General features: G+C 56.3%; 28 protein-coding genes. 14 read left to right on the top strand and 14 right to left on the bottom strand.

The window, feature by feature from the left end:
• Position 1 precedes the first annotated feature (1 nt).
• Together ACR0DK_RS13820 and ACR0DK_RS13815 are read right to left on the bottom strand one after the other, a co-directional pair.
• Positions 2 to 403, bottom strand: a complete 402-nt coding sequence (locus tag ACR0DK_RS13820; protein WP_170420988.1) for a hypothetical protein — start codon at positions 401 to 403, stop codon at positions 2 to 4.
• A gap of 14 nt (positions 404 to 417) precedes the next feature.
• Positions 418 to 1,620, bottom strand: coding sequence for a pyridoxal phosphate-dependent aminotransferase (locus tag ACR0DK_RS13815; RefSeq protein ID WP_170596076.1), 1,203 nt, complete (start codon positions 1,618 to 1,620; stop codon positions 418 to 420).
• 92 nt (positions 1,621 to 1,712) lie between these two features.
• Between ACR0DK_RS13815 and ACR0DK_RS13810 the strand changes: the two genes are divergently transcribed.
• The 3 genes from ACR0DK_RS13810 to ACR0DK_RS13800 all read left to right on the top strand — a co-directional run bounded on the left by ACR0DK_RS13810 (position 1,713) and on the right by ACR0DK_RS13800 (position 2,934).
• A complete protein-coding gene (locus ACR0DK_RS13810; protein WP_170393655.1) occupies positions 1,713 to 2,105 on the top strand; it encodes a helix-turn-helix domain-containing protein in 393 nt (130 codons plus the stop codon).
• Complete coding sequence (locus ACR0DK_RS13805) at positions 2,102 to 2,359, top strand: succinate dehydrogenase assembly factor 2 (protein ID WP_170393653.1); 258 nt, start codon at positions 2,102 to 2,104, stop codon at positions 2,357 to 2,359. Before ACR0DK_RS13810 ends, ACR0DK_RS13805 begins: the two co-directional genes overlap by 4 nt.
• A 77-nt stretch (positions 2,360 to 2,436) precedes the next feature.
• Positions 2,437 to 2,934: a winged helix DNA-binding protein gene (locus ACR0DK_RS13800; RefSeq protein WP_170610068.1), complete on the top strand. Its 498-nt coding sequence runs from the start codon at positions 2,437 to 2,439 to the stop codon at positions 2,932 to 2,934.
• Here ACR0DK_RS13800 and ACR0DK_RS13795 read toward each other — a convergent pair.
• The 3 genes from ACR0DK_RS13795 to ACR0DK_RS13785 are packed head-to-tail and all read right to left on the bottom strand — an operon-like array spanning position 2,881 to position 4,777.
• Positions 2,881 to 3,651: a DUF1194 domain-containing protein gene (locus tag ACR0DK_RS13795; RefSeq protein ID WP_480736600.1), complete on the bottom strand. Its 771-nt coding sequence runs from the start codon at positions 3,649 to 3,651 to the stop codon at positions 2,881 to 2,883. The genes ACR0DK_RS13800 and ACR0DK_RS13795 overlap by 54 nt on opposite strands.
• Entirely contained in the window at positions 3,648 to 4,352 is a 705-nt protein-coding gene (locus tag ACR0DK_RS13790) for a DUF1194 domain-containing protein (protein WP_480736598.1), read from the bottom strand. The genes ACR0DK_RS13795 and ACR0DK_RS13790 overlap by 4 nt, the downstream gene beginning before the upstream one ends.
• A complete protein-coding gene (locus ACR0DK_RS13785; protein WP_170393645.1) occupies positions 4,349 to 4,777 on the bottom strand; it encodes a VOC family protein in 429 nt (142 codons plus the stop codon). Before ACR0DK_RS13785 ends, ACR0DK_RS13790 begins: the two co-directional genes overlap by 4 nt.
• A 177-nt stretch (positions 4,778 to 4,954) precedes the next feature.
• On the opposite strand from ACR0DK_RS13785, the gene thyX reads away from it, so the two are divergent.
• The gene (gene thyX, locus ACR0DK_RS13780; RefSeq protein ID WP_170510735.1) at positions 4,955 to 5,866 is read left to right on the top strand and encodes an FAD-dependent thymidylate synthase; all 912 of its coding nucleotides are present in this window, start codon (positions 4,955 to 4,957) and stop codon (positions 5,864 to 5,866) included.
• Between the two features lie 115 nt (positions 5,867 to 5,981).
• On the opposite strand, the gene ACR0DK_RS13775 is transcribed toward thyX, so the two are convergent.
• Entirely contained in the window at positions 5,982 to 6,188 is a 207-nt protein-coding gene (locus tag ACR0DK_RS13775; protein WP_008758035.1) for a cold-shock protein, read from the bottom strand.
• A gap of 214 nt (positions 6,189 to 6,402) precedes the next feature.
• Between ACR0DK_RS13775 and ACR0DK_RS13770 the strand changes: the two genes are divergently transcribed.
• Positions 6,403 to 6,720 carry an arsenate reductase family protein gene (locus ACR0DK_RS13770; RefSeq protein WP_170422413.1) on the top strand — a complete coding sequence of 106 codons (318 nt, stop codon included), beginning with the start codon at positions 6,403 to 6,405 and terminating at the stop codon, positions 6,718 to 6,720.
• A gap of 42 nt (positions 6,721 to 6,762) precedes the next feature.
• Entirely contained in the window at positions 6,763 to 7,131 is a 369-nt protein-coding gene (locus ACR0DK_RS13765) for a hypothetical protein (protein ID WP_170393641.1), read from the top strand.
• A 1-nt stretch (position 7,132) separates the two neighbouring features.
• Here ACR0DK_RS13765 and ACR0DK_RS13760 read toward each other — a convergent pair whose 3' ends face one another.
• The 5 genes from ACR0DK_RS13760 to thrS form a co-directional block, all read right to left on the bottom strand.
• Complete coding sequence (locus tag ACR0DK_RS13760; RefSeq protein WP_170626091.1) at positions 7,133 to 7,651, bottom strand: DoxX family membrane protein; 519 nt, start codon at positions 7,649 to 7,651, stop codon at positions 7,133 to 7,135.
• Positions 7,648 to 8,409 (bottom strand): HvfC/BufC N-terminal domain-containing protein, encoded by a 762-nt coding sequence (locus ACR0DK_RS13755; RefSeq protein ID WP_170563450.1) that lies wholly within the window; start codon positions 8,407 to 8,409, stop codon positions 7,648 to 7,650. Before ACR0DK_RS13755 ends, ACR0DK_RS13760 begins: the two co-directional genes overlap by 4 nt.
• Positions 8,406 to 9,263, bottom strand: coding sequence for an MNIO family bufferin maturase (bufB, locus tag ACR0DK_RS13750; protein ID WP_480561802.1), 858 nt, complete (start codon positions 9,261 to 9,263; stop codon positions 8,406 to 8,408). Before bufB ends, ACR0DK_RS13755 begins: the two co-directional genes overlap by 4 nt.
• Positions 9,264 to 9,334: 71 nt before the next feature.
• Positions 9,335 to 9,637, bottom strand: a complete 303-nt coding sequence (locus ACR0DK_RS13745) for a BufA1 family periplasmic bufferin-type metallophore (protein WP_010439128.1) — start codon at positions 9,635 to 9,637, stop codon at positions 9,335 to 9,337.
• Positions 9,638 to 9,858: 221 nt separating this feature from the next.
• Positions 9,859 to 11,817: a threonine--tRNA ligase gene (gene thrS, locus ACR0DK_RS13740; protein WP_170626089.1), complete on the bottom strand. Its 1,959-nt coding sequence runs from the start codon at positions 11,815 to 11,817 to the stop codon at positions 9,859 to 9,861.
• Between the two features lie 216 nt (positions 11,818 to 12,033).
• Here thrS and ACR0DK_RS13735 point away from each other — a divergent pair, with 216 nt between their 5' ends.
• The 4 genes from ACR0DK_RS13735 to ACR0DK_RS13720 all read left to right on the top strand — a co-directional run bounded on the left by ACR0DK_RS13735 (position 12,034) and on the right by ACR0DK_RS13720 (position 15,209).
• The gene (locus ACR0DK_RS13735) at positions 12,034 to 12,783 is read left to right on the top strand and encodes an alpha/beta fold hydrolase (RefSeq protein ID WP_480736592.1); all 750 of its coding nucleotides are present in this window, start codon (positions 12,034 to 12,036) and stop codon (positions 12,781 to 12,783) included.
• On the top strand, positions 12,783 to 13,790 hold the full coding sequence (locus tag ACR0DK_RS13730) for an alpha/beta hydrolase (protein ID WP_480736590.1): 1,008 nt from the start codon (positions 12,783 to 12,785) through the stop codon (positions 13,788 to 13,790). Before ACR0DK_RS13735 ends, ACR0DK_RS13730 begins: the two co-directional genes overlap by 1 nt.
• 20 nt (positions 13,791 to 13,810) lie before the next feature.
• Complete coding sequence (locus ACR0DK_RS13725; RefSeq protein ID WP_223118287.1) at positions 13,811 to 14,425, top strand: hypothetical protein; 615 nt, start codon at positions 13,811 to 13,813, stop codon at positions 14,423 to 14,425.
• Positions 14,426 to 14,498: 73 nt separating this feature from the next.
• A complete protein-coding gene (locus ACR0DK_RS13720) occupies positions 14,499 to 15,209 on the top strand; it encodes an alpha/beta fold hydrolase (protein WP_170421006.1) in 711 nt (236 codons plus the stop codon).
• On the opposite strand, the gene ACR0DK_RS13715 is transcribed toward ACR0DK_RS13720, so the two are convergent.
• Entirely contained in the window at positions 15,206 to 15,790 is a 585-nt protein-coding gene (locus tag ACR0DK_RS13715; protein WP_170393626.1) for a DUF6151 family protein, read from the bottom strand. The two genes, ACR0DK_RS13720 and ACR0DK_RS13715, sit on opposite strands and share 4 nt — an antisense overlap.
• The gene (gene phaZ, locus ACR0DK_RS13710) at positions 15,787 to 17,058 is read right to left on the bottom strand and encodes a polyhydroxyalkanoate depolymerase (RefSeq protein WP_170393624.1); all 1,272 of its coding nucleotides are present in this window, start codon (positions 17,056 to 17,058) and stop codon (positions 15,787 to 15,789) included. The genes ACR0DK_RS13715 and phaZ overlap by 4 nt, the downstream gene beginning before the upstream one ends.
• 111 nt (positions 17,059 to 17,169) lie before the next feature.
• Between phaZ and ACR0DK_RS13705 the strand changes: the two genes are divergently transcribed.
• From ACR0DK_RS13705 to ACR0DK_RS13690, 4 genes are all read left to right on the top strand, one after another.
• Positions 17,170 to 18,972, top strand: a complete 1,803-nt coding sequence (locus tag ACR0DK_RS13705; protein WP_480736587.1) for a PHA/PHB synthase family protein — start codon at positions 17,170 to 17,172, stop codon at positions 18,970 to 18,972.
• Between the two features lie 132 nt (positions 18,973 to 19,104).
• A complete protein-coding gene (locus tag ACR0DK_RS13700; RefSeq protein ID WP_029621740.1) occupies positions 19,105 to 19,551 on the top strand; it encodes a phasin family protein in 447 nt (148 codons plus the stop codon).
• A 135-nt stretch (positions 19,552 to 19,686) separates the two neighbouring features.
• Complete coding sequence (gene phaR, locus ACR0DK_RS13695) at positions 19,687 to 20,241, top strand: polyhydroxyalkanoate synthesis repressor PhaR (RefSeq protein WP_170393618.1); 555 nt, start codon at positions 19,687 to 19,689, stop codon at positions 20,239 to 20,241.
• Positions 20,242 to 20,249: 8 nt separating this feature from the next.
• A complete protein-coding gene (locus tag ACR0DK_RS13690) occupies positions 20,250 to 21,011 on the top strand; it encodes a trypsin-like serine peptidase (RefSeq protein ID WP_480736585.1) in 762 nt (253 codons plus the stop codon).
• A gap of 3 nt (positions 21,012 to 21,014) precedes the next feature.
• Here the strand turns inward: ACR0DK_RS13690 and ACR0DK_RS13685 are convergent, their stop codons facing one another.
• Complete coding sequence (locus tag ACR0DK_RS13685) at positions 21,015 to 22,214, bottom strand: DegT/DnrJ/EryC1/StrS family aminotransferase (protein WP_480736583.1); 1,200 nt, start codon at positions 22,212 to 22,214, stop codon at positions 21,015 to 21,017.
• Positions 22,215 to 22,326 lie beyond the last annotated feature (112 nt).

Below are 22,326 nucleotides of genomic sequence, written 5' to 3'. Positions count from 1 at the left end.
ATCATTCTTTGCTCATCCGGTCGGATTTCTTTCGAACAAGTACCGACCGCAAGTCGTGCATTGCCATCAGCAATGGGTCGGTCACGTCCTCTAATTGCGCATCCGTTGCTTTAGACTGGGCCCATTGCGTGGTCAGATTCAGGTAGTCAACCGCACGGTGTATATCATCCACATCGCGGCGGGATAGCAGGGCTTTGCGCTCTTCCATCCAGCGCGCGATTTCATCGTTGTCGGCGTCGCTTAGTACACGCTGGCCCTGCGGTTTGACCTCGCCATTGCGGATGTTGATAACCGCGATCTGTTCCATCTCGATCCGGCGATGGCGATTTTCCGTGTCGATCCTGAACACCGCTGCTCCATTTTCGCGCACGCGGAAATAGTATTCAGGCAGGGCTGTGGACATAACAAACTCCGGTATCAGGTGAGCGCGGCGCAAAAACGTTGGATGCGTGTGCAGGCTTCAGTCAGGGCCTCATCAGAGGTCGCATAGCTGACGCGGAAATTGGGGGACAGACCAAAAGCTGCGCCAAACACAACCGCCACGTCGGCCTCTTCCAGCAGGGCGATTGCGAAGGTTTCGTCCGAATCTATCACAATGCCCGCGGGTGTGGTTTTCCCGATCAAGCCTGCGATTGATGGATAGACGTAGAACGCGCCTTCGGGTGTCGGGCACGAGATACCGTCGATTTGGCTGAGCATGTCGACGACCAGATCGCGACGGCGTTTGAAAATCTCATTATTCGGCGCAAGGAATGCTTGAGTTCCACTCAGAGCCTCGACTGCTGCCCATTGGCTGACCGAACTGGGATTCGAAGTTGATTGAGATTGCACCTTGCGCATCGCGGCGATCAACTCGACCGGGCCTGCCGCATAGCCAATACGCCAACCGGTCATGGCATAGGCTTTGGAGACGCCATTGCAGGTCAGCGTCCGATCATAAAGTCTCGGTTCCACCTGTGCGGGCGTGCAGAACTCGAACCCGTCATAGGCCAGGTGCTCATACATATCATCGGTCATCACCCAAACATGCGGATGCCGCATCAGGACATCTGTCAGTTCTTTCAGTTCAGCCCGGCTATAGCCCGCTCCGGTGGGATTCGAGGGTGAGTTGAAGATGAACCATTTCGTTTTAGGTGTGATCGCGGCTTCCAGTTGATCCGCTGTCAGTTTGAAATTGGTCTGCAGCGAGGTTTCGACGATCACGGGTGTGCCACCGGCCAGTAACACCATGTCCGGGTAGCTGACCCAATAGGGCGCGGGGATGAGGACCTCATCGCCCTCGTTCAGCGTAGCCATCAGCGCGTTGTAAAGCGTCTGCTTACCCCCGGTCCCGACCGAGACCTGAGCGGGCGTATAGTCCAATCCGTGGTCACGCTTCATCTTGGCGCAGACCGCCTGTTTCAGCTCGGGGATGCCGTCCGGAGCAGTGTATTTGGTCTTGCCCGCAGCGATGGCGGCCACGGCCGCGTCCTTGATGTTCTGCGGCGTGTCGAAATCGGGCTCGCCTGCGCTCAGCCCGATCACATCGCGCCCGGCGGCCTTCAGCTCGGCTGCTTTGGACGTCATCGCGATGGTGGGCGAGGGTTTTACGCGTGACAGTGTCGCAGACAGGAAACTCATGGTCGGCCTCGGTTTGTATGTTCAGCCCGACTGTCATAGGGTGCGCCGAAATAACGATCAAGCCAATTGAGTTTTACCCTTTGGAGACCCCGATGAACGACGAAACAGACTGGTTCGGACCGGACACCGCAACCTTCGGGGATCGCGTTGCTGGCGCACGCGAAGCCGCAGGCATGACGCAGACCCAATTGGCCCGCAGGCTTGGTGTCAAAAAAGCCACGATCACTTCGTGGGAAGATGATTTGTCCGAACCCCGCGCGAACAAGCTGTCGATGATGGCGGGGCTGCTGAATGTCTCGATCATGTGGCTTCTGACGGGCGAGGGCGACGGCATGGACGAAACAAGCCTGCATGGCGATACGGACTCGGAATTGCGCGATCTCGTTGCAGAGCTACGCACGATCCGAGGTGAGATGCGAGCCAACTCCGAGCGGCTGGCCCGCGTCGAAAAAGCGCTGCGTCTGAAATTGGAACGCAATCAATGACCGAGCCGCGCGAGACCCGGATCAAGCGCATGAAAATGCGTTCGATGCGGCGGGGCATCAAAGAGATGGATTTGATCCTGACGGCATATGCCGATCGCAATCTGTCTTCGATGGACGAGGCGGGATTGGACACATACGATGCCTTGCTGCATGAAAATGACCAGGACCTTTATCAATGGGTCACTGGTCAGGCCAGCCCGCCGGAACCGCTGGCCGAATTGATCGCGGATATCGCGCAAACCTTTCAAAAATAGGCAATCATCAGGCTTAACCGATTTTTCGGGAATTCGCGTCATGTTTTCAGAAACAGCGCGATGAATCGGAGGATTGAATGAGTATGGAGTTACAGGTCACCGCGCCCGGGACCAAGGGGTTCATGACGAGCTATCTTGAGGCGTTGGCACTGGTCGAACGTCTACACCGCTTGCTTCTGGACGTCATCAAGGATGAATTCGAGCGCGTCGGCGTGTTGGAAATCAACGCGGTGCAGGCCCTGCTGTTGTTCAACATAGGCGACCATGAAGTAACCGCCGGAGAGTTGAAGAGCCGTGGTTACTATCAAGGCAGCAATGTCAGCTACAATCTTAAGAAACTGGTCGAGATGGGCTATATGCACCATCAACGATGCGAGATCGACCGCCGCTCGGTACGGGTACGCCTGACCCCGCGCGGGCGCGAGATTCGTGACATCGTGTCAGACCTGTTCGCCCGCCATGCAGAAGGGCTGCAAAACCGCGGCGTGATAGGGACCGATGGGATTGAAGGGATCACCGGTTCACTGCGTCGGGTCGAACGATATTGGACCGATCAGATTCGGTATATCTACTGATAGCTTTGATGGCTGAGTTTGGGAGAGCGACAGACCCTCAAGCTCACGGATCAGTTTACGTGTCATCGCATCTTCATAGGCTTCGAAGCCAAGGGCGACTTCGACGAAAGCATCGGGGCCTCGGATGACCCATGCGTGGTAATAAGCAGATAGCTCCCCAATCTCTACCTGGCGAGTGTCTCCTGGATTGGGGTCGTCGATACCGATTACAAGGGCATTGATTGTAATATCAGTGTTTTGCAGAGCGGCTTTTACATCCCGTGGGTGATGTCCGAGATTGTGTTTGCCATCACCGGACAGATCCAGTGTTCGCCGCCAGCAATCGCTTTGGCTCTCCAACATCTCAGCACCGTACAACATGGCCGACCCGACCGCCGTTCCCTGCGGCGCTGATGAGCGTGTTGTGCTTTCTAAATGTTGCTGAATTTGACGCAGATCAGCAGTCGAGCGAACATCTGTCCAACCAAGCAAGAGGCGTTGGTGGCCAGGTTCGCTCCATTCATAGATAGCGATCCGTATAAAGGTAGACGGGTTTGAAAGGATCAGTTGAACCACCTCGGGATGGCGCAACGCCGCCGCAAGGCCACTAAGTTGCAACCTGTACTCACGACTGTCGACCGAACCAGAGACATCCATTCCCAACGCCAAAGCCTGTCGACATTGCGCTGAAAGCGGGTTGGCCAGCAGGCAAAGAAGTGTCGCACACAGGCGGATCATTTTGCATTATCCGGTTGCAACGCACTAAGTTCCAATCCTTTCAATTCCCGTTCCAGTTTGCGACGCATGGCACGCTCAAAATCTTCGAACCCGGCGGCGATCTCAAGAAAAGCTCCGGGTCCGTGTAGAACATTTTTCTGAAAGAACGGGATCAAGTCGATTTCTCCTTCGAAATCAGCTGCATTGATCACCAGACCATTCACGGTCGTGTTTTTGAACGGAAAGTGTTTGTAAGCGATCTGTGGCCCGTAGCCATCGTTGTTCTTGCCATCGCCCGAGATATCGATGGTTTGGAACAGACAATTCGGGGCGCTCTCCAGTAAGGTCGCCCCAAAAGCCAGTGCGTGACCCATCGCAGTTGGAAACTCGTCTTCCGATCGCTTTGATGTCCCGATCCGATGCGCGGCGGAGATCAAATTGGCCCGAGTATCGATTATCGTCCAATCCAAAAGCAATGTCTGGTTGAAACTGCCGGACCATTCATAGACGGCTAATGCAACCGGTTGAGGTGAAAGGAAGAAAGCCTCCTGCACCTCGGGCGCAATCAATGCGTTGGCCAGCCCCCGTCGTTGCAGCGCATCCTCAGTCGCGTCCACCGAGGTCGAGATGTCCATGGCCAGCGCCAGCGCCAGGCGGCAGGTCTCGGCCCAAAGGGGGCTGCCCGTGACAGCCAGCCCCAGTGCTCCCAGCCAGCGGATCACCAGTGGCCGGTGCTTTCCATGCTAGACCAAGGCTCTGCCGGGGCTAACGCTTCACCATTTTGCAGCAACTCGATCGAGACATTGTCGGGCGAGCGAACGAACGCCATACGCCCGTCGCGTGGCGGGCGGTTGATCACGACGCCATTGTCCTGAAGATGCTGGCAGGTCTCGTAAATGTTGTCGACGCCATAGGCGAGGTGCCCGAAATGGCGGCTGTCGCTTGGCAGTGCGTCGTCGCCATCCCAGTTGTATGTAAGTTCAATGGGCGCGTCCTCTTGTCCCGGTGGGGCGAGGAATACCAGTGTGAACCGCGCAGCCTCGCTTTCATAACGACGCGTTTCCTTCAGGCCCAATAGTTCATAAAACGCTATGGATTTCTCAAGATCCTTCACGCGGACCATGGTGTGGAGATATGTCAGCCCCATCGCGACTTTCCTTGCATTGGTTGTGATGCCAAGCACCTTAGCGCGCCTTCATCCCATGTCGAGGGGCTGGCCGGACACAATTCCGATTTAGCGCAATGCGCCGCACATATCGCGGTTCCGATGGCAAGCTTGCCGATATATAGTGGTCGGCGACTCATTGCTGGAAAGGATAATTTCATGCCTCTGTCTGCCGACCAACTGGCCGAGATCGAAGCTCAACGCGCACAGTCGAGCCCGACCCGCCGCGTCGTTGCCGAAGGTATGGAAGATCATCTGTACACGGCGCATCAGGTTCTGGATCACGGATTTGTCCGCGTTATCGACTATATGGGCGACGATGCTGCGATCTGTCAGGCCGCGCGTGTTTCCTACGGCAAAGGCACCAAATCGGTGCAAAATGATGAAGGCCTGATCCGCTATCTGATGCGCCACTGGCATTCGACCCCGTTTGAAATGTGCGAGATCAAGTTGCACGTCAAACTGCCCGTATTCGTAGCCCGCCAGTGGATCCGCCACCGCACGGCGAATGTGAACGAATATTCGGCGCGGTATTCGATACTGGATCGAGAGTTCTATATCCCGGCACCCGAACATGTCGCCGCGCAATCCGAGGTTAACAATCAGGGCCGTGGAGACTCATTGCAAGGCGAAGAGGCCGCGCGTGTGTTGGAGATACTGAAAGCGGACAGTGCGCGCTGCTATGACAACTACGAGGCGATGATCGGTCAGGACGGCCAGCAAGGGCTTGCGCGTGAACTGGCGCGGATGAACCTTCCAGCCAACATTTATACGCAATGGTATTGGAAGGTGGACTTGCACAACTTGTTCCACTTCTTGCGTCTGCGTGCCGACCCGCACGCGCAGTACGAAATCCGCGTTTACGCAGATACCATGTGCAAGATTGTCGCCGACTGGGTACCGTTTGCCTACCGCGCGTTTGAGGACTACCGCCTTGGCGCAGTCAACCTCTCGGCGCAGATGGTGACCTGCTTGCGTCGGATGCTCAGCGGTGAAGATGTCACTCAGGAAAACTCAGGCATGACCGCACGGGAATGGCGTGAGTTTGAGGCTGTTATCCGAGAGGGTTGATTCAACAGAAAACTGAGCACGTCCCAAGGTGGGCGCGTTCACTAGGGTTTGCGGTTAACGGCCTGAAATTGGCCGTCAACCTTCTTTTATCTTTCCCGCCGGGGCGGGCTGTGCCTTACAGCGGCTTCAAATCAGCAGCCATTTGGCGGCCGTCACGTCCGTCCTGCAACTCGTACGAGACTTTCTGATTGTCAGCGAGTCCGGTCAGACCGGATCGTTCTACGGCCGAGATATGAACAAACACATCTTTGCCCCCTTCGTCGGGCGCAATAAAACCATAGCCTTTGGTTGTATTAAACCATTTCACGGTGCCGGTTGGCATTTCCCGTGTCTCCTTCTACTTACAAGTTGTCCCACAAATTGGTGGGGGCCTTGGCTGGCAAAACCGCCACACGTCACTCTTCGCCCTCACGATACAGCCCGGGTCGCGTGTTTCGCCTTTTTCAACATTACACGGTGAAGTAAAAAATCAAGAATAACTGGGGCAGCCTGATGGGTTTGTCTAAATTTGCAGCGATTACAGGATTAGTTAGATAATGCAGCTATATGGGTTAAAAACTTGCGATACGTGCCGTAAGGCATTGAAACTGCTTCCAGATGCGGTTTTCGTTGATGTCCGCGCGCAAGGGGTTCCCGAAAATGTGCTGTCCGAGGCGTACGAGACTTTCGGCAAAGCCTTGCTCAATACGCGATCAACAACCTGGCGGGGATTGGATGATGACACACGCAATCGACCGGTGCTCGCGCTGTTGGCTGATCATCCGACCCTGATGAAACGCCCACTGATAGTATCCAATGGTCAGATGTATCTGGGCTGGACGCCTGAAACCCGTCAGGCCCTTGGTGTTGCCTGAAGAACTGCTTATGTGACACGGGCAACAAGCGGAGACCTGTGAATGCGAAACGCTGCCATGATTTTAGGCGTCATTGCCGGGCTGATCGGGATGATCGTCGGTTTTTTTGGCTACGGCTTTGTGGAACTGATCGACCAGTTTGGTGAGATCGAAGGCATTGCCGAGCAGGTAGAGAACCCCGAGTTGATCCAGACGGCTTCGATCGTGGCGCCTTTGTTGGCAATCGTTGGCGGGGCGATGGCCCATTCTCGAGCGCTGATTGCGGGCATTTTGCTGCTGATTTCTGCGGCTGGGATGTACTATGCTTTTGGCTTCGGCGTTTTCACCATGTTCCCGATTGCCTTTGCAGGCGTAGCAGGGTTGCTTGGGCTCGCCGCAGGAAAACCGGACGAGCCCAAGGCACATTTCTAGGTCACTTCAGGCGTAGTAACCGATCCAGAGACAGCGGACCCGCGCCGTTGATCACAATCACCAGCAGCAGGAATGTCCACATCACGCGCTGATCCATCAACGTAATTGCGTTGTCGAACAAGCCGCCCAGTTTGACGCCATGTCCGGTGACATCGGTCAGTGTTTGAACCCAGACAAATCCGATCATGCCAAGCGCGGCAAGGCGCGTCAGCAGGCCGACCAGCAAAAGCACAGGCAGGACAAATTCGGCCACTGTGCCAAAGAAGATGACGACCCGCTGGAAAAAGGTCATCTGAGTCACATCATACAGCACCGCCTCTGCAGCTTTGGGAAAGATCTGACCGAAGGCTCCGGCCGATGGCGAAAAGATTGAGCCGTCGATTTTCAGCGTGGCCGAGTTCCAGTAGTAGACGAACAACACGGCGATAAAGACCACCCGAGCCAGGGTTGGTGTCAGCCAACCGGACGCGTGATCCGCTTTTTCCATCGCATTATTGTAAGTTGAGATCAGGGCAGTCATGTGTCCAGCCTTTCGATAGTCACAGAAGTTATTGCACCGCCCTGCAAAAGCAGTGCCAGAGTGGTTCCAAGATCAAATTCGGGTGTTTCGGCCATGGTGGATTCAAATGCCTCACCGATGGATTTGCCATCCTGAATCAGCGCGATCCATGCCGCACCACCCGGTAGCAATGGGTGTGGGGCAGGGTCGTATTCGGGACGCATGATCAAAATATCCTGAGCGCCCGCCTCAGGTTTCGGCGCGCCTTCTTCGGTGTTAAATAGCCAGATCGAATGTACGGGCCAGCTTGAACGCAACACCTGCACCGACGGCGCGAGGGTCAGTTTGGCTTGCATCAAATCTTCCGGTGGCAAGCTGAGCGCTTCGGCATCTATGGGTTGTCGATCAGCGGCGTGGTAAGCCCTACGCAGCGCCAGTTCCAGACGGGCAACATCCGGCAGGTAGCCCAGATGCGACAACTGCTCCATTCCTTCCAGAAATTTAGGGAATTCCTCGCCGTAAAACATCATCAGGGGTGAGGACGGCGGGTGCTGGCGCAAGAATATTCCAGCCAGCCCGTCCATATTCTGGGGGCCCAGAAGTTTTGTGATGACCGGGAAGGCTTGATGCATCGCCTCGGTCAGCGAGACGGCGACGTTGTTGCGATAGACGCTGAAGCGACGACCAGCGGGCTGCGCCTCGGCGTCCAGCAACCCATCGGGAATGGGCTTGTTGGCATCTAGCAGTGCCATGTGGAATGTCGTTTGCGACACGCTCATGCGGGCACGCGATCCAGCGCTTTTTGCGCGCGCTCGGCTTCGGCCCGTAACACCGGCCAGTCTGGCACATCGGTGTCCCATTCAATCAACAGGGGTTTGGGGCCGGATTTGTCCAGAACGTAGTCCAGCAGGGACCAGACCGGATCAACGACCTCGCGCCCGTGGCTGTCGATCAGCAAAGGATGCCCATGATCGTCTTCGTCTTCGTCATGACCGCCCAGGTGAATCTCACCTACTTGGTCCAACGGGTAGGCATCAATATAGCCCTGCGGTGAGAAATCCAGATTGGTGGCTGAAACAAAGACGTTGTTCACGTCCAGCAGCAACCCACATCCGGTGCGCCGGGTGATTTCTCGCAAGAAATCAGGTTCGGACCATGTGCTTTCCTCGAAAGCCAAATAGCTTGAGGGGTTCTCTAACAGCATTTGCCGCCCGACCACCTCTTGCACCTGATCAATATGGTCGCAAACACGGTCCAGAGTGGCATCAGTATAGGGCAGAGGAAGTAGATCGTTCAGGAAGTGGCTGTCATGGGTTGACCATGCCAAATGCTCCGAAAAGCTGGCCGGGTTCAACCAGCCGACAAGATGCTTCAGGCGGTCCAGGTGATCTGGGTCAAGTGGTGTTTCGCCGCCGATCGACAGCCCGACACCATGCACTGAAATCGGGAATTGTTCGGACAGGTGACGCAGTTGTGCCAGAGGTCTGCCACCATCGCCCATATAGTTTTCGGCATGAATCTCTAGCCACGCCACAGGCTTGGCCTGTTCAAGAATCTGCGAGAAATGCTGTGGTTTGTAACCAACGCCCGGTGCTGCAGGCAGCCGGTTCGAACTGAGCGCATTGTCCAACATTTGCAAATCCCCTGATCACGTGGAAAGGGCGGGCGATCCTGCCCGCCCTTTCTGGTTCATTCGGAAAAGCCTTATGCAGGCAGGTCACGCTCCAGCGGCTCAAGCGAGCCTTTGCGATCTGCACCGTCTGCTGTTTTAGGCAGCTCGATGTCGGCGCAGGTGCCTGCGTCAACCAGGGTCCATGCGTTGCCCTGATAGTCGACGGTCGAAGTGCCCGCGCAAGTTGTGCCGGGGCCGGCTGCACAGTCGTTCTGACCTGCCAGAGAAACGCCATAGCACTTTTCTTTGGCCTGGGCTGTTGCGGTTGTGGCCGCGCCGGAAACGGCTGCAGCAACTGCGCTTGCGATAACCAGTGTTTTTGCAGTGTTCGACATCTTGGTAATCCTTGTTAATGACTGCGTATGTCTGCTTGTGACAACGACAAGGTAATGGTTCAGGGGCAGCAGTTGAATTCACGAGCCCGTGTCTCACAACCCCGTCAAAGGTCGTCATGCACCCTTGAACGTTAACAAATTGTTTTTGAATTGAAAAATGATATTTGTTTCAATCCGGCCCAAAATACCGGGCCGGATTTCTAGCGGTTTGCTGCCGAATGTTACAGCAGATCGGGGGGCGTTGCAGCCACGCTCAACTCATTTGTTACAGCCTCAAGCGATTGGACCTGCGTCTGTTTTTCGCCAAGGCGACGGACACTGACCGTGCGATCTTCGACTTCACGGTGACCGACGGCCAGAATGATCGGCACTTTGCCAACCGAATGTTCGCGGACTTTATAGTTGATCTTCTCGTTGCGAATATCCGCCTCGGCGCGGACGCCTGCTGCGCGAAGGGTGCTGACCACTTCGGCCACATACTCATCGGCCTCGGAGGTGATCGAGGCCACAACGACCTGGCGCGGGGCCAGCCAGAACGGCAGCTTGCCCGCGTGTTCTTCGATCAGAATGCCGATGAAACGTTCAAACGAGCCCAAGGTCGCGCGGTGCAACATAACTGGGCGGTGTTTGCCACCATCAGCGCCGATATACGTGGCGTCCAAACGCTCGGGCAGAACAAAGTCCACCTGATGCGTGCCGCATTGCCAATCCCGCCCGATCGCATCGGTCAGAACAAACTCGAGTTTCGGGCCGTAGAATGCCCCTTCACCCGGATTGAGTTCCGGCTCGATCCCAGCCGCGCGTGTTGCGCTGAGCAGGGCGGCTTCAGCCTTGTCCCAAACTTCGTCCGATCCTGAGCGTTTTTCCGGCCGGTCCGAGAATTTGACCGAGAAGTTCTCAAACCCGAGGTCTTTGTAGATACCGGACAGGAACCGAATGAACTCAGCGGTTTCAGATTCGATCTGGTCTTCGGTGCAGAAGATATGGCCATCATCCTGGGTAAAGCCGCGTACGCGCATGATGCCGTGCAGCGCGCCGGAAGGTTCGTACCGGTTACACGATCCGAACTCGGCCATGCGCAGAGGAAGGTCGCGGTAGGATTTGAGACCCTGATTGAAAATCTGCACGTGGCAGGGGCAGTTCATCGGTTTCAGGGCGTTGACCGCCTTTTCCCGTGCATGTTCCTCGTCCACTTCGACGATGAACATGTTCTCTTGGTATTTGTCCCAATGACCCGAAGCTACCCACAGCTTGCGGTCGACGACCTGAGGGGTGTTGACCTCAACATAGCCACCTTTGCGCTGTTGCCGACGCATGTAATCTTGCAGAAGAGTGTAGATGGTCCAGCCATTAGGGTGCCAGAAAATCTGCCCTGGGGCCTCTTCCTGCATGTGGAACAAATCCATCTCGCGACCCAGCTTGCGGTGGTCGCGCTTGGCGGCTTCTTCCAACATGTGCAGATGAGCCTTAAGCTTTTCCTTGCCGGTGAAGGCCACGCCGTAGATGCGCTGTAGCATTGCGCGGTCGCTGTCGCCGCGCCAATAAGCCCCGGCGATTGACATCAGCTTGAACGCGTCGCCTGGCAGTTGACCGGTGTGCTGCAAGTGCGGGCCACGGCAGAGATCCTGCCAGTGACCGTGCCAATACATGCGCAGCGGTTCGTCACCCGGGATGGATTCGATCAGTTCAACTTTATAGGGCTCATTATTGGCCTTGTAGAACTCGATTGCGCGATCGCGATCCCAGACCTCGGTGGTCACCGGGTCACGCTTGTTGATGATCTCTTTCATCTTTTTCTCGATGAGGCCGAGATCTTCGGGCGTAAACGGTTCCTCACGGTCAAAGTCATAGTACCAGCCGTTTTCGATGACGGGGCCAATGGTGACCTTGGTTGCGGGCCAAATCTCTTGCACGGCGCGGGCCATGACATGCGCCAGATCGTGTCGGATCAGCTCATTGGCTTGCGCCTCGTCCTTCATGGTGTGAATAGCGATTTGCGCGTCGGCTTCGATGGGCCATTGCAGGTCCCAATGCTGTCCATTCACCGTGGCAGAAATGGCTTTCTTCGCCAGCGAGGTCGAGATGTCGGCGGCGACCTGTGCGGGCGTAACGCCTGCTTCATAGGATCGGGAATTGCCATCGGGAAAGGTAAGGGAGACTGACTGTGAGTCCAGGGCCATATCGGCTCTCCTCGTCGGTTTGGCGCCCACTGAACGCCCGGTTGCGGGTTATGTATGCTCGGCTCATGTGGCAGGTGGGGACACAGGTGTCAAGGGCAGGAGCGAGGGGCCAGCCCCTCGCACTCCCCGAGGTATTTTTAGCCAGATGAAGAAGGATCGGGCAATTGCAGAGAGGTGCGTGACATGCATGATGGGCTGACAAGCAATGAGGGTAGCATGGCAGAGGCAGAATTTCTGGAAACCGCGCAGGGACGACGTCTGGCGTATCACAAGAGTGATGGGCGCGGGCCGACCATCGTTTTTCTAGGTGGCTTGAAATCAGATATGGAGGGCACCAAGGCGCTGCACCTGGAAGCGTGGGCTCGCGCGCGCGGGCAGGGGTTCCTTCGGTTTGACTATTCGGGGCACGGTGAAAGCTCGGGCGCCTTTACTGACGGGTGTATCGGGGACTGGCACGAGGATACGCTGGCCGCAGTTTCTCGGTTAACTGATGGTCCGCTGGTTGTTGTGGGATCGTCGATGGGCGGGTGGCAAGCGCTGTTGCTGGCGCGTGTCATGCCCGAACGGATCGCAGGTATGGTGACAATTGCGGCGGCCCCAGATTTTACCGAGGACGGGTATTGGGCGTCGTTTTCGGACCAGCAGAAATCTGAACTAGAGACGGTTGGACATGTGGAACTGCCATCGGACTACATGGAGCCCTACGTCATCACCAAGCGGATGATTGAGGATGGGCGGCAGCGGTTGGTTTTGCGCGCTTCGCTTGATCTGCCTTTCCCTGTGCGTCTCCTGCAGGGGACAGCAGATACGGCCGTCTCGACCGATACGGCAGTGCGCCTGCTGGATCATGCCACTGGTCCGGACATGCAACTGCTGCTGGTCAAAGATGCGGATCACAGGTTTTCGGATGAGCGATGCCTCGGGCTGATTGAGCAGGCTCTGCGAGAATTCCTGGAATGCACCTGATGCGTCGCCTGGGCTGGGTTTTGGCGCGGGTGATGGTGGGTTTGACGCTGGTTGGTGTGTTGATCTACGCCTTTGGCCCGCGCGAGCCAGTGGACCTGCATCCGCGTTTCGATCCGCGCAATTTTGGCGAGGGCGTTCAGGTTTACTTTGAAAGCATCGAATCCGCCTATGATGACATCGTGCCAGGTGTTGAAAAGCGCGTGATCTGGCAGGATGGTTTTGTTGAACAGCGGACAGCTTATGCAGTGCTCTACATTCATGGGTTTTCCGCCACGTCCGAGGAGATCAGGCCAGTACCTGATCGCGTTGCGGACGCGTTGGGTGCCAACCTTGTCTACACAAGGCTTCAGGGGCATGGCCGTGATGGGGACGCAATGGCCGAAGGTACGGCGTCGGGCTGGATGCAGGATACAGCAGAGGCGTTGGCTGCCGCCAGGGCTGTTGGTGAGCAAGTCATTGTGATCGCAACCTCGACGGGGGCGACCCTGGCCGCCGCGGCTGCGATGGACACGGAACTGAGCACTGATGTGGCTGCGTTGGTTTTGGTGTCGCCGAACTTTGGCGTAAACTCGGCTGGTTCCTGGGTGCCATCTTTGCCGTGGGCCCGGCATTGGCTGCCGCCTTTGATGGGACAGGACCGGGATGTCTCAAGCACTGATCCCGAGAAGAACATCTTTTGGACAACCGTTTATCCATGGGAGGCGGTCGTGCCGATGTTTGCCCTTGTGGATGCGGTCAATGCGCTGGACTTCTCGGGCGCGCGGGTTCCGGCGCTGTTCTGGTTTTCTGATGATGATCAGGTGGTGCGTCCGGATAAAATGCATGAGGCGGCCAAGACCTGGGGTGGTCAGGCGATGGTTTCATTGGTGACAATGGGGCCCGGGGATGATCCGGCCTCACACGTGGTCGCGGGGCGTCTGATGTCACCGGGTCAGACCGACGCGGCGGTCGCGGGCATATTGGAGTGGCTGTCAGAGCAGGGGATTCAGAGGCAAGGCGGTGGCTGAATATGCGTAGACCGGGCAGTATGTGGAGCCTTGAGACGTTGGGTCGCGTGCGACTATCCCGGCATTTTTTCATGCGTGATTTCCTATATACCGAGATCGGGAACTTTCACGCATTGCAAAATATTCCCGACAACCCTGATCTTGCGATCGAGACCGGGCGCGCGTTTTGCGAGACCCTGCTGGATCCGCTGGAAGAAACCTTTGGTCGTATCGCGGTGCGCTCGGGCTATCGCTCGCGATCACTGAACCGGTTCGGGAACGAGAACAGGTTGAACTGTGCCCGCAATGACAACCCGTTGGAGTGCCACATTTGGGATTGGGGCGAAGGTGACGCACGTGTAGCAGGGGCGTCGGTGGTAATTCCGTGGTTTGCAGACCGCTATGCGCAGGGGCGCGATTGGCGCGATCTGGCGTGGTGGATGCATGACCATCTGGATTATTCCGAGATTTGGTTCTTTCCCAAATTATGCGCGTTCAATCTGGTTTGGCGGCCCAAGCCTGTACGGCGGATCGACAGCTACATCGCCCCGCGCGGCTGCTTGTTGCGGGCCGGCGCGGAGCCAGATGAACCGCTGGGCCAAAGGCAGGAACGCTATGCGGATTTCCCACCGTTTCGGGCGATCAGCTATCCGTGAAGTTTTGCTTGCCCGCCGTTGGCAAACCTCTCATCCTGTAACAAAACAATAACAACGAGCGGAGGGCACCGAGGTGATCGAGCCGTTGGTTTTGCTACCCGGATTGATGTGCGATGCACGGTTGTTTCAGGCGCAGATCACCGCGCTGTCGCGTGAACGTGCAGTTATGGTCGCACCGATCACCGGCGGTGAACGGTTCGAAGAGATCGCGTCGGGCTTGTTGGATCAACTGCCGCACCGGTTTGCTTTGTGCGGGTTTGGTCTGGGTGGTGGCGTCGCGCTTGAGATCGTGCGGCGAGCACCTGAGAGGGTGACACGACTGGCCTTGCTGGCGACGGATGCGCAGGCCGACACACCTCATATCGCGGCGAGTCGCGAAGACCTGATCGTTGGCGCGCAGGCGGGGAGGTTGGACGAAGTGATGCGCAAGCTGATCGGCTCGGACATGTTGTCTCCCGGTCCGCAACGCATCCCGATTTTGAACGAAGTGTTGCAGATGGCCGAGGAATTGGGCTCGGATGTGTTTGTGCGTCAGATAAGAACCCTGCAACGCCGTCCGGACCAACAAGGCACGCTGCGCCGGATCAGGATGCCCACGCTGATCATTTGCGGTGCCCATGATGCGGAGAATCCGGTCCGCAAGAATACCTTCATGGCTGATCTCATTCCGGATGCAGAGTTGCGCGTGATTGATGAGGCCGGGCACTATCCGACACTGGAAGCACCCGAATCCGTGATTGCGATGCTGCAGGATTGGCTCCGGAAACCACTGCGGCTGACCTAGTCGTAGAAAACCGCGCGCTGGTTCTTGGTCAGAACAGTTGGTTGCACCACCGGCCGACCGGTTTCAGAGTCAAAGAATGGCGTTTTCTTCCAGCTCCCGGACAGACGCGATTTTAGTACGCGTTTAAGCAGACCCATAGCGGCATAGCGGATTTTCTCATGAGACTGCTTGCCGTCAGCCCTTGGCACAAATCCACGCGTAGTAATGGGACCCAAACTGCTGGGGTGGGGAATACGTTTGACGATAAAACCCGCGAACGGAAATTTTGGAGTTGTCGGCGTCGTGGCCAGCGGCGCGTTGCAGCATCTGGCACACCACCGCAACATGCCCTTGGGGCTAAGTTGCATGGCTGCCAAGTGCTCGACCCCGGCATCGATCTTGATGTCTTCCGGTGACATCTGAAACACCTCGACTGGGCCGGGTGCAGGGTCGGGCTGTTCAAAATACAGCTGAGCCGCGCGGCAGTCATGGCAAAAACACACGACATGAGTGCCGGATACGACGCCGTGTTCAGTAATGCGCCCCGAAAGGGCGCCGCAATTGCAACGGAAAGGAAGGTCTCCTGCCGCTGCGCGGCTCATGCAACTTTGTTGCTATTGGCGGCTCGTCGACGGGGTTTGCGGCTGTTTTCATTCATGAAATCAATCACTAGCGGACGGATGTTGTCGCGCCAGCTGCGGCCCGCAAAAATGCCATAGTGACCCGCGCCGGGTTCAACATGGCTGGCCTTTTTGCTGTCGGGCAGACCCGTGCATAAATCCAGCGCCGCAATGCATTGCCCGGGGGCTGAGATATCGTCATTCGTGCCTTCGACCGATTTCACAGCCACATCAGTGATCTTGCCGATATCTACCTTGTGGCCGGCTACAACGAACTCGTTGCGCGCGATCTCCCGGTTTTTGAAGACACGTTCAACGGTCGAAAGATAGAACTCGGCAGTCATGTCCATCACCGCCAGATATTCGTCATAGAACCGGTTATGGGCATCGTGGTCGGATGCCTCGTCACGAATAACGCGCTGAATCTGATCCGAGAACGCCTTGCTGTGACGTTCGGCATTCATTGACATGAACGAAGCCAGTTGTAGCAAGCCGGGATACACCATCCGGCCTACGCCCTTGTATTTAAAGCCAACCCGCTGAATCATCGTTTCTTCCAACTGACCCATCGTTACACGGCGACCAAAATCCGTAACTTCGGTCGGAGTTGCGTCGGGGTCGACGGGACCGCCGATCAGCGTCAGGGTACTTGGCTGCGCCTTCGGCTCGACCTCGGCCAGATAGGCGGTTGCGGCCAGAGTCAGCGGTGCGGGCTGACAAACCGCAATAACATGCGTTTCGGGGCCGAGCTCTTTCATAAAATCGACAAGGTAGAGCGTGTAATCCTCGACATCGAACTTGCCTTCGGACACGGGAATGTCGCGCGCGTTATGCCAATCGGTAATGTAGACCTCACAATTGACAAGCAGGCTTTTGACGGTCGAGCGGAGCAGGGTCGCGTAATGCCCCGACATCGGCGCAACCAGCAGCACCTTGCGTGGCTGTTCTGTGCGTCCATTAACGCGGAAATGGATCAGGTCGCCGAAAGGACGCTCAAGCACGGTTGTGATATCGACCAGATGGTCCTTGCCGTCTTCGCAGGTAAAGGTGCGGATGCCCCAATCAGGCTTGACGACCATACGCTGAAATGTGCGCTCGGTTACTTCGCCCCATGCAGCCATCCAGTTGAAGGCCGGGTTGGGTGTCATCGAGAACAGGGGGTAGGATGCCATCGCGCTTGCGGTTGCACCAAGCCATTGGTTGGTGTTACGCATGGTTTCCATCAGGTCATAGGTCATCATGTAGCGCATCGAATGTGCCTCCTGAGTATCAGCCTGAGAATTCGGACCATTCGCCGCTTTGCCCCCCGACGCCAACGACGTTATTCTGCACAGCAGCGAGACTAGGGGGGAATTGTTAAAATGACAACTACCGAAGACCAGACGCCAAAACTGACCGAAGAACATATTGAACGACTTAAAGAAAATATGGACAAAGTAGAAGAACTGTCCAAACGCCTGGTCGAGGTCATGGCCGGAAAAACGCCGCACACCCCCGCTCTGGATGGCCCGAATCAAGAGCTTTTTGCAAAAGCAGCAACTGCGTATTGGGCTGAAGCGTTTCAAAACCCCACAAAGCTGTTGGAGCAGCAAATTGAGTATTGGGGAAAATCGGTTCTCAACTTTGCGGAAGCGCAGAAAGCGATGACCCAAAGCGACGGGGATGCACCCCCAGCCGCTGCCAAAGATAAACGGTTTGCCAATCCAATGTGGGAAACCAACCCCTACTTTCGCCTCATTCGCCAGCAGTACCAAACCAATGCCGAAGCGATCGCGCAGGCCGTTGCATCGGTTGACGATCTGGAAACCAAGGATAAGCAGCGTCTGCAGTATTTCTCGCAGCAGATCATAGATATGATGGCGCCAACGAATTTTCTGGCCACCAACCCCGATGCGCTGGAAAAGGCGATCGAGACCGAAGGGCAGTCCCTGATACAGGGGCTGGAGAACCTCGTGTCGGACCTTGAGGCCAATGACGGCGAAATGGTTGTCAGACTTGCTGACGAAAGTGCCTTTGAGATTGGCGGGAATATCGCAACTACACCCGGCGACGTCGTCTATCGCAACCGAATGATGGAACTGATCCAGTATAAACCGGTGACCGAGACGGTGCACGAAACGCCGATCGTTCTGTTCCCGCCATGGATCAACAAGTTCTATATCTTGGACCTGAAGGCTCAGAACAGCCTGATCAAATGGGTGACAGAGCAGGGCTATACCCTGTTTGTGGTCAGCTGGGTGAATGCCGATAGCTCACACGCCGATATTGGGATGGAGGACTATATTCAGGAAGGGTTCCTGACCGCCATCGAAGAGGCGAAGAAAATCTGCAAGGTCAAGCAGGTCAATGCAGTTGGGTATTGCATTGCTGGTACGACGCTGAGCCTGACGCTTTCGCTGATGAAGCAGCGCGGCGACAAGTCGATCAAATCTGCCACTTTCTTCACCACCCTGACAGACTTTGGTGAGCAGGGGGAGTTCACGCCGTTCCTGCAAAATGACTTTGTAGATGGCATCGAAGAACAGGTCTCGAAGGATGGTATTCTAAAGGCATGGATCATCGGGCGAACGATGTCTTTCCTGCGATCCAGAGATCTCATCTATACTCCGGCGATCCGCAGCTACATGATGGGTGAAACACCGCCAGCGTTTGACCTGTTGTACTGGAACGGCGACGGGGCCAATCTGCCAGGTCGGATGGCGATCCAGTATCTGCGCGGTTTGTGTCAGAGCAACGATTTCGTCAACGACGGGTTCGAACTGCTTGGCCATAAGCTGCATATCAAGGATGTCGATGTGCCTTTGATGGCGATCACCTGCGAGACGGATCATATTGCCGCGTGGAAGGATTGCTATCGCGGGGTGCAGCAGATGGGCGCGAAGTCGAAGACCTTTGTGGTGTCCGAGTCCGGTCACATCGCGGGCATTGTGAACCCGCCCAGTAAGAAAAAATATGGTCACTATACCAATCCTGAGCTGAAGTGTGATGCTGATACATGGCTGAAAGAAGCTGACTTCCACGAAGGTTCGTGGTGGCCGATGTGGGAAGCGTGGTTAAAGAAGCGATCAGGCAAGCAGGTTCCCGCGCGCGATACCGGCGATTCGGATCATCCACGCCTTTGCCCGGCTCCGGGTACCTATGTTTTGGTCAAGGCAAACCGCTGATATCATTTTGAAACTCAAATTTTTCTGCATTGCAGCAAGAAAAAACTTGCAATGCTGCAATGCAGCAATCATATTACCTTCAAGCTGATGAGAACCGGGGTGGGCCCGGAACGGCTAGAAGGATTTAGGACAATGGCAAAGACCCAAGACTTTACCGCGACCCTGAAAGACATGATGGGCGCGTTCCCGGTTGACACAACCGCTCTGGAAGACGCATTCAAATCGACCGCTTCTCTGAACGAAAAGCTGTCGGGTGTTGCTCTGGACGCAGCTGAGAAATCGGCTGAAATCTCGAACAAATGGACCAAAGAAACCCTGGCCAAACTGACCGAGATGTCGAAAGCAAAAACCGAGCCTGCGGATTACGCAAAAGCTGCAACCGACTTCGCAAGCGCGTCGGCTGAAGTTGCCGCTGAAAACCTGGCTGCTTTCGCTGAAATCGCGAAAAAAGTTCAGACCGAAACCGTTGAGCTGCTGATGGCGGCTGGCAAAGACGCTGCAGAAGATGCAACCGCAGCCGTCAAAAAAGCCACCAACGAGGTGACCGCTGCCGCAAAGAAAGCAGCAACCGCCAAGTAAGTAAGGCTGCGATATAGCACCCATTCCTCCCAAATGGTGTAATCGCTTCGGGCAGGTCGCTTGACCTGCCCTTTCTTTTTGTTCTGCAGTCGCATAACCTCTGCTGCAACGCATCATCCTTGGGGAGGGTACAGGGTGTCGGAACAAGACAAACCGCTGCTGATCAAGCGCTATGCCAGCCGTCGGCTGTATAACACCGAGACCAGCGACTACGTGACGCTTGAAGATATAGCCGGTTTCATACGCGATGGCCGCGAGGTTCAGATCATCGACCTAAAAACCGGTGATGACCTGACCCGTCAGTATCTGCTTCAAATCATTGCCGAACACGAAAGCCGCGGCGAAAATGTTTTGCCGATTAATGTGCTGAACGATCTGGTGCGCAGCTACATGGTGCCGGGCGGGGGCATGATGCCGCAATTCCTGCAAAGCTCATTCGAGATGCTGCGCGAAAGCCAGTCGAAGATGATGGAGAACATGAGCGCCATGAACCCGATGTCCCAGATGCCGGGATTCGAGGCGATGCAAGCGCAGCAAAAGGCCTTTCTAAAAGCCATGACCGGTGGTCTGTCGGGGAACTGGTCGGGGCCGGATGATGAACAAGAAACATCGCCCGAACCCAAAGAGGATTTGGACGACATCAAAAAGCAACTTGCCGAGCTGCAACAAAAACTATCGAAGCTGAGCTAGCCTGACCGATGCGCTGGCTGTCTGTTCTGGGCGCGTTGATCTGGGCCCAGACTGCACAGGCCCAAGGCCAGTTTACATCCGTGTGGGAACCTATCTGCACAATTGGTCGGGATACGGCTGCGGGCTGCGATGAGATTCGCGCGCGCGAAATTCTGGATGCAACGACCCCGCCCTGGCGCGCCATTGGCCGGGTCAATTTTGCCAGCCGCAGCCAGCGGTCCCATTGTACCGGCGTGCTGGTGTCTGAGCGGCTGGTTTTGACCGCGGCACATTGCTTGTACAACAGCGCGCGCAACCGCTGGATTCCTCCGGCCAGTATCCGGTTTGCCGCAGGGTATCAGCGCGGCGAGGCTGCCGCCGTGTCCAATGTATTGGCCTATCGGCTGGATTCGGAACAGGGGCGCGACGGTGTATTCAACAATCGCGCCGATCTGGATTGGGCCGTGTTGGAGTTGGCCGAGCCAATTGGAGAGCAGGTTGGTTTTTTCGATATTTCCCGGACTGTCCCGCAGATGGGCTCGTTCGCGGGCTATCCCGGATTGCGGCCCCACGTGCTCAGTCGCACCGATAGCTGTAATGCCGCACAGGCCGGCCAAGGGCTGATGCGCGCGATCTGCCCCGTCATGATGGGGGATTCCGGTGCGCCGTTTCTGATGCAAACAGAAACCGGGCTTGCCGTTGCCGGGATTTTGTCGCGCGTCGCGCCAACCCCTGACGGGATCGACGCATTGTTACTTTCAGTTCATGACCTTGATCTGCAATCGTACTGACGATCAGGTCCCGTAGACTGGCACCGGGCCAACAACCTCGCCAACAGAAGCCAGCAGGATGTCCGAGATTACGTCCAGTTCATCGCGCCTCAAACGCACGGGCAGACGTACATCGCAGGCCTTCATCAGCATCGCACGGGTCTGTGGCAGGTCGAACTGTTCGGGTAGGAACTGCCAGTTCCAGAAGGCACGAGCGTTATCCTGGCTCAGTCCAAAGACCTGCACCTTGACACCGCGTGCCTCGGCTGCGGCGGCAAAGGCGCGGATTTCATCGTCGCTGAGGTCAACCAGATTGAATTGGATCGAATCCGGTGCGCGCTGCTCGGGTGTCAGAGGGGCAGGGACATCGATGTAGGGCGATGTGTTCAGACGATCAGCCACATAGTCATGGTTTGCCAGCCCGTCGCGGACACGGCGTGCCAATTCGGGGATTTGCGGACGAATGACTGCGGCGCTGAGGTTGCTCATGCGCAGGTTATACAGTGGCAACTGGTTCTGCCATTTGGCAAAGGCCTGTTCCAGCTCTGTTGAGCCAGAGTGCTTTTTCCAGTTGTGCTCGTATGCGCCCGACATGATGACAGCCCGCGCCACAAGATCCGCATCGTCGCTGACCAGAATGCCACCTTCGCCTGCGTTGATCATTTTATAGGACTGGAACGAGAAGCAGCCGACCTTACCGATGGTGCCAATATTGCGCCCATGCCAGGTTGTGCCCAATGAGTGGGCGGCGTCTTCGATCACCGGGATATCGCGCGCTTCGCACAGCTCCATGATCGCGTCCATGTCCGAGGTATGGCCGCGCATATGGCTGATGATCACTGCCTGCACGCTGTCCAGCTTGGCCGTGAAATCGGCCATATCGACGCGATAATTGTCCCCGACCTCGCACAGAACCGGAATGCAATCCGCGTGAACAATCGATGACGGCACGGCGGCAAAGGTAAATCCGGGGATCAGAACCCGCGCATCGCGGGGCAGCCCAAGCGCCTTGAGCGACAAAAACAGCGCGGCAGAACAGGAAGAGACCGCCAGCGCGTATTTTGTGCCGAGCAGTTCGGCAAACTCTGCCTCCAGCAGGGCAACGGGCGCATCCTGAGGTGCGGTATAGCGAAACAGATCGCCTGACTTCATCAGAGCGTCGATTGCGTCTCGGGCGGCTGCGGGGATGGCTTCGGCTTCATGAACGTTGGGTACAAGCGTCATATTTGGATTTCCCGAATTTTATCTTTGGGAAATATAAATTCGATGTGCAGGCAAGCCAAGTCCCAATTCGCATCGTCAGCGAGATTTCACCAATTCGTCGTAAAGAATGTGT

The organism is Ruegeria sp. CE6 (genome assembly GCF_056537485.1).
Note: the sequence above shows the minus strand (reverse complement) of the source record. Positions and strands in the feature narration are given on the sequence as shown.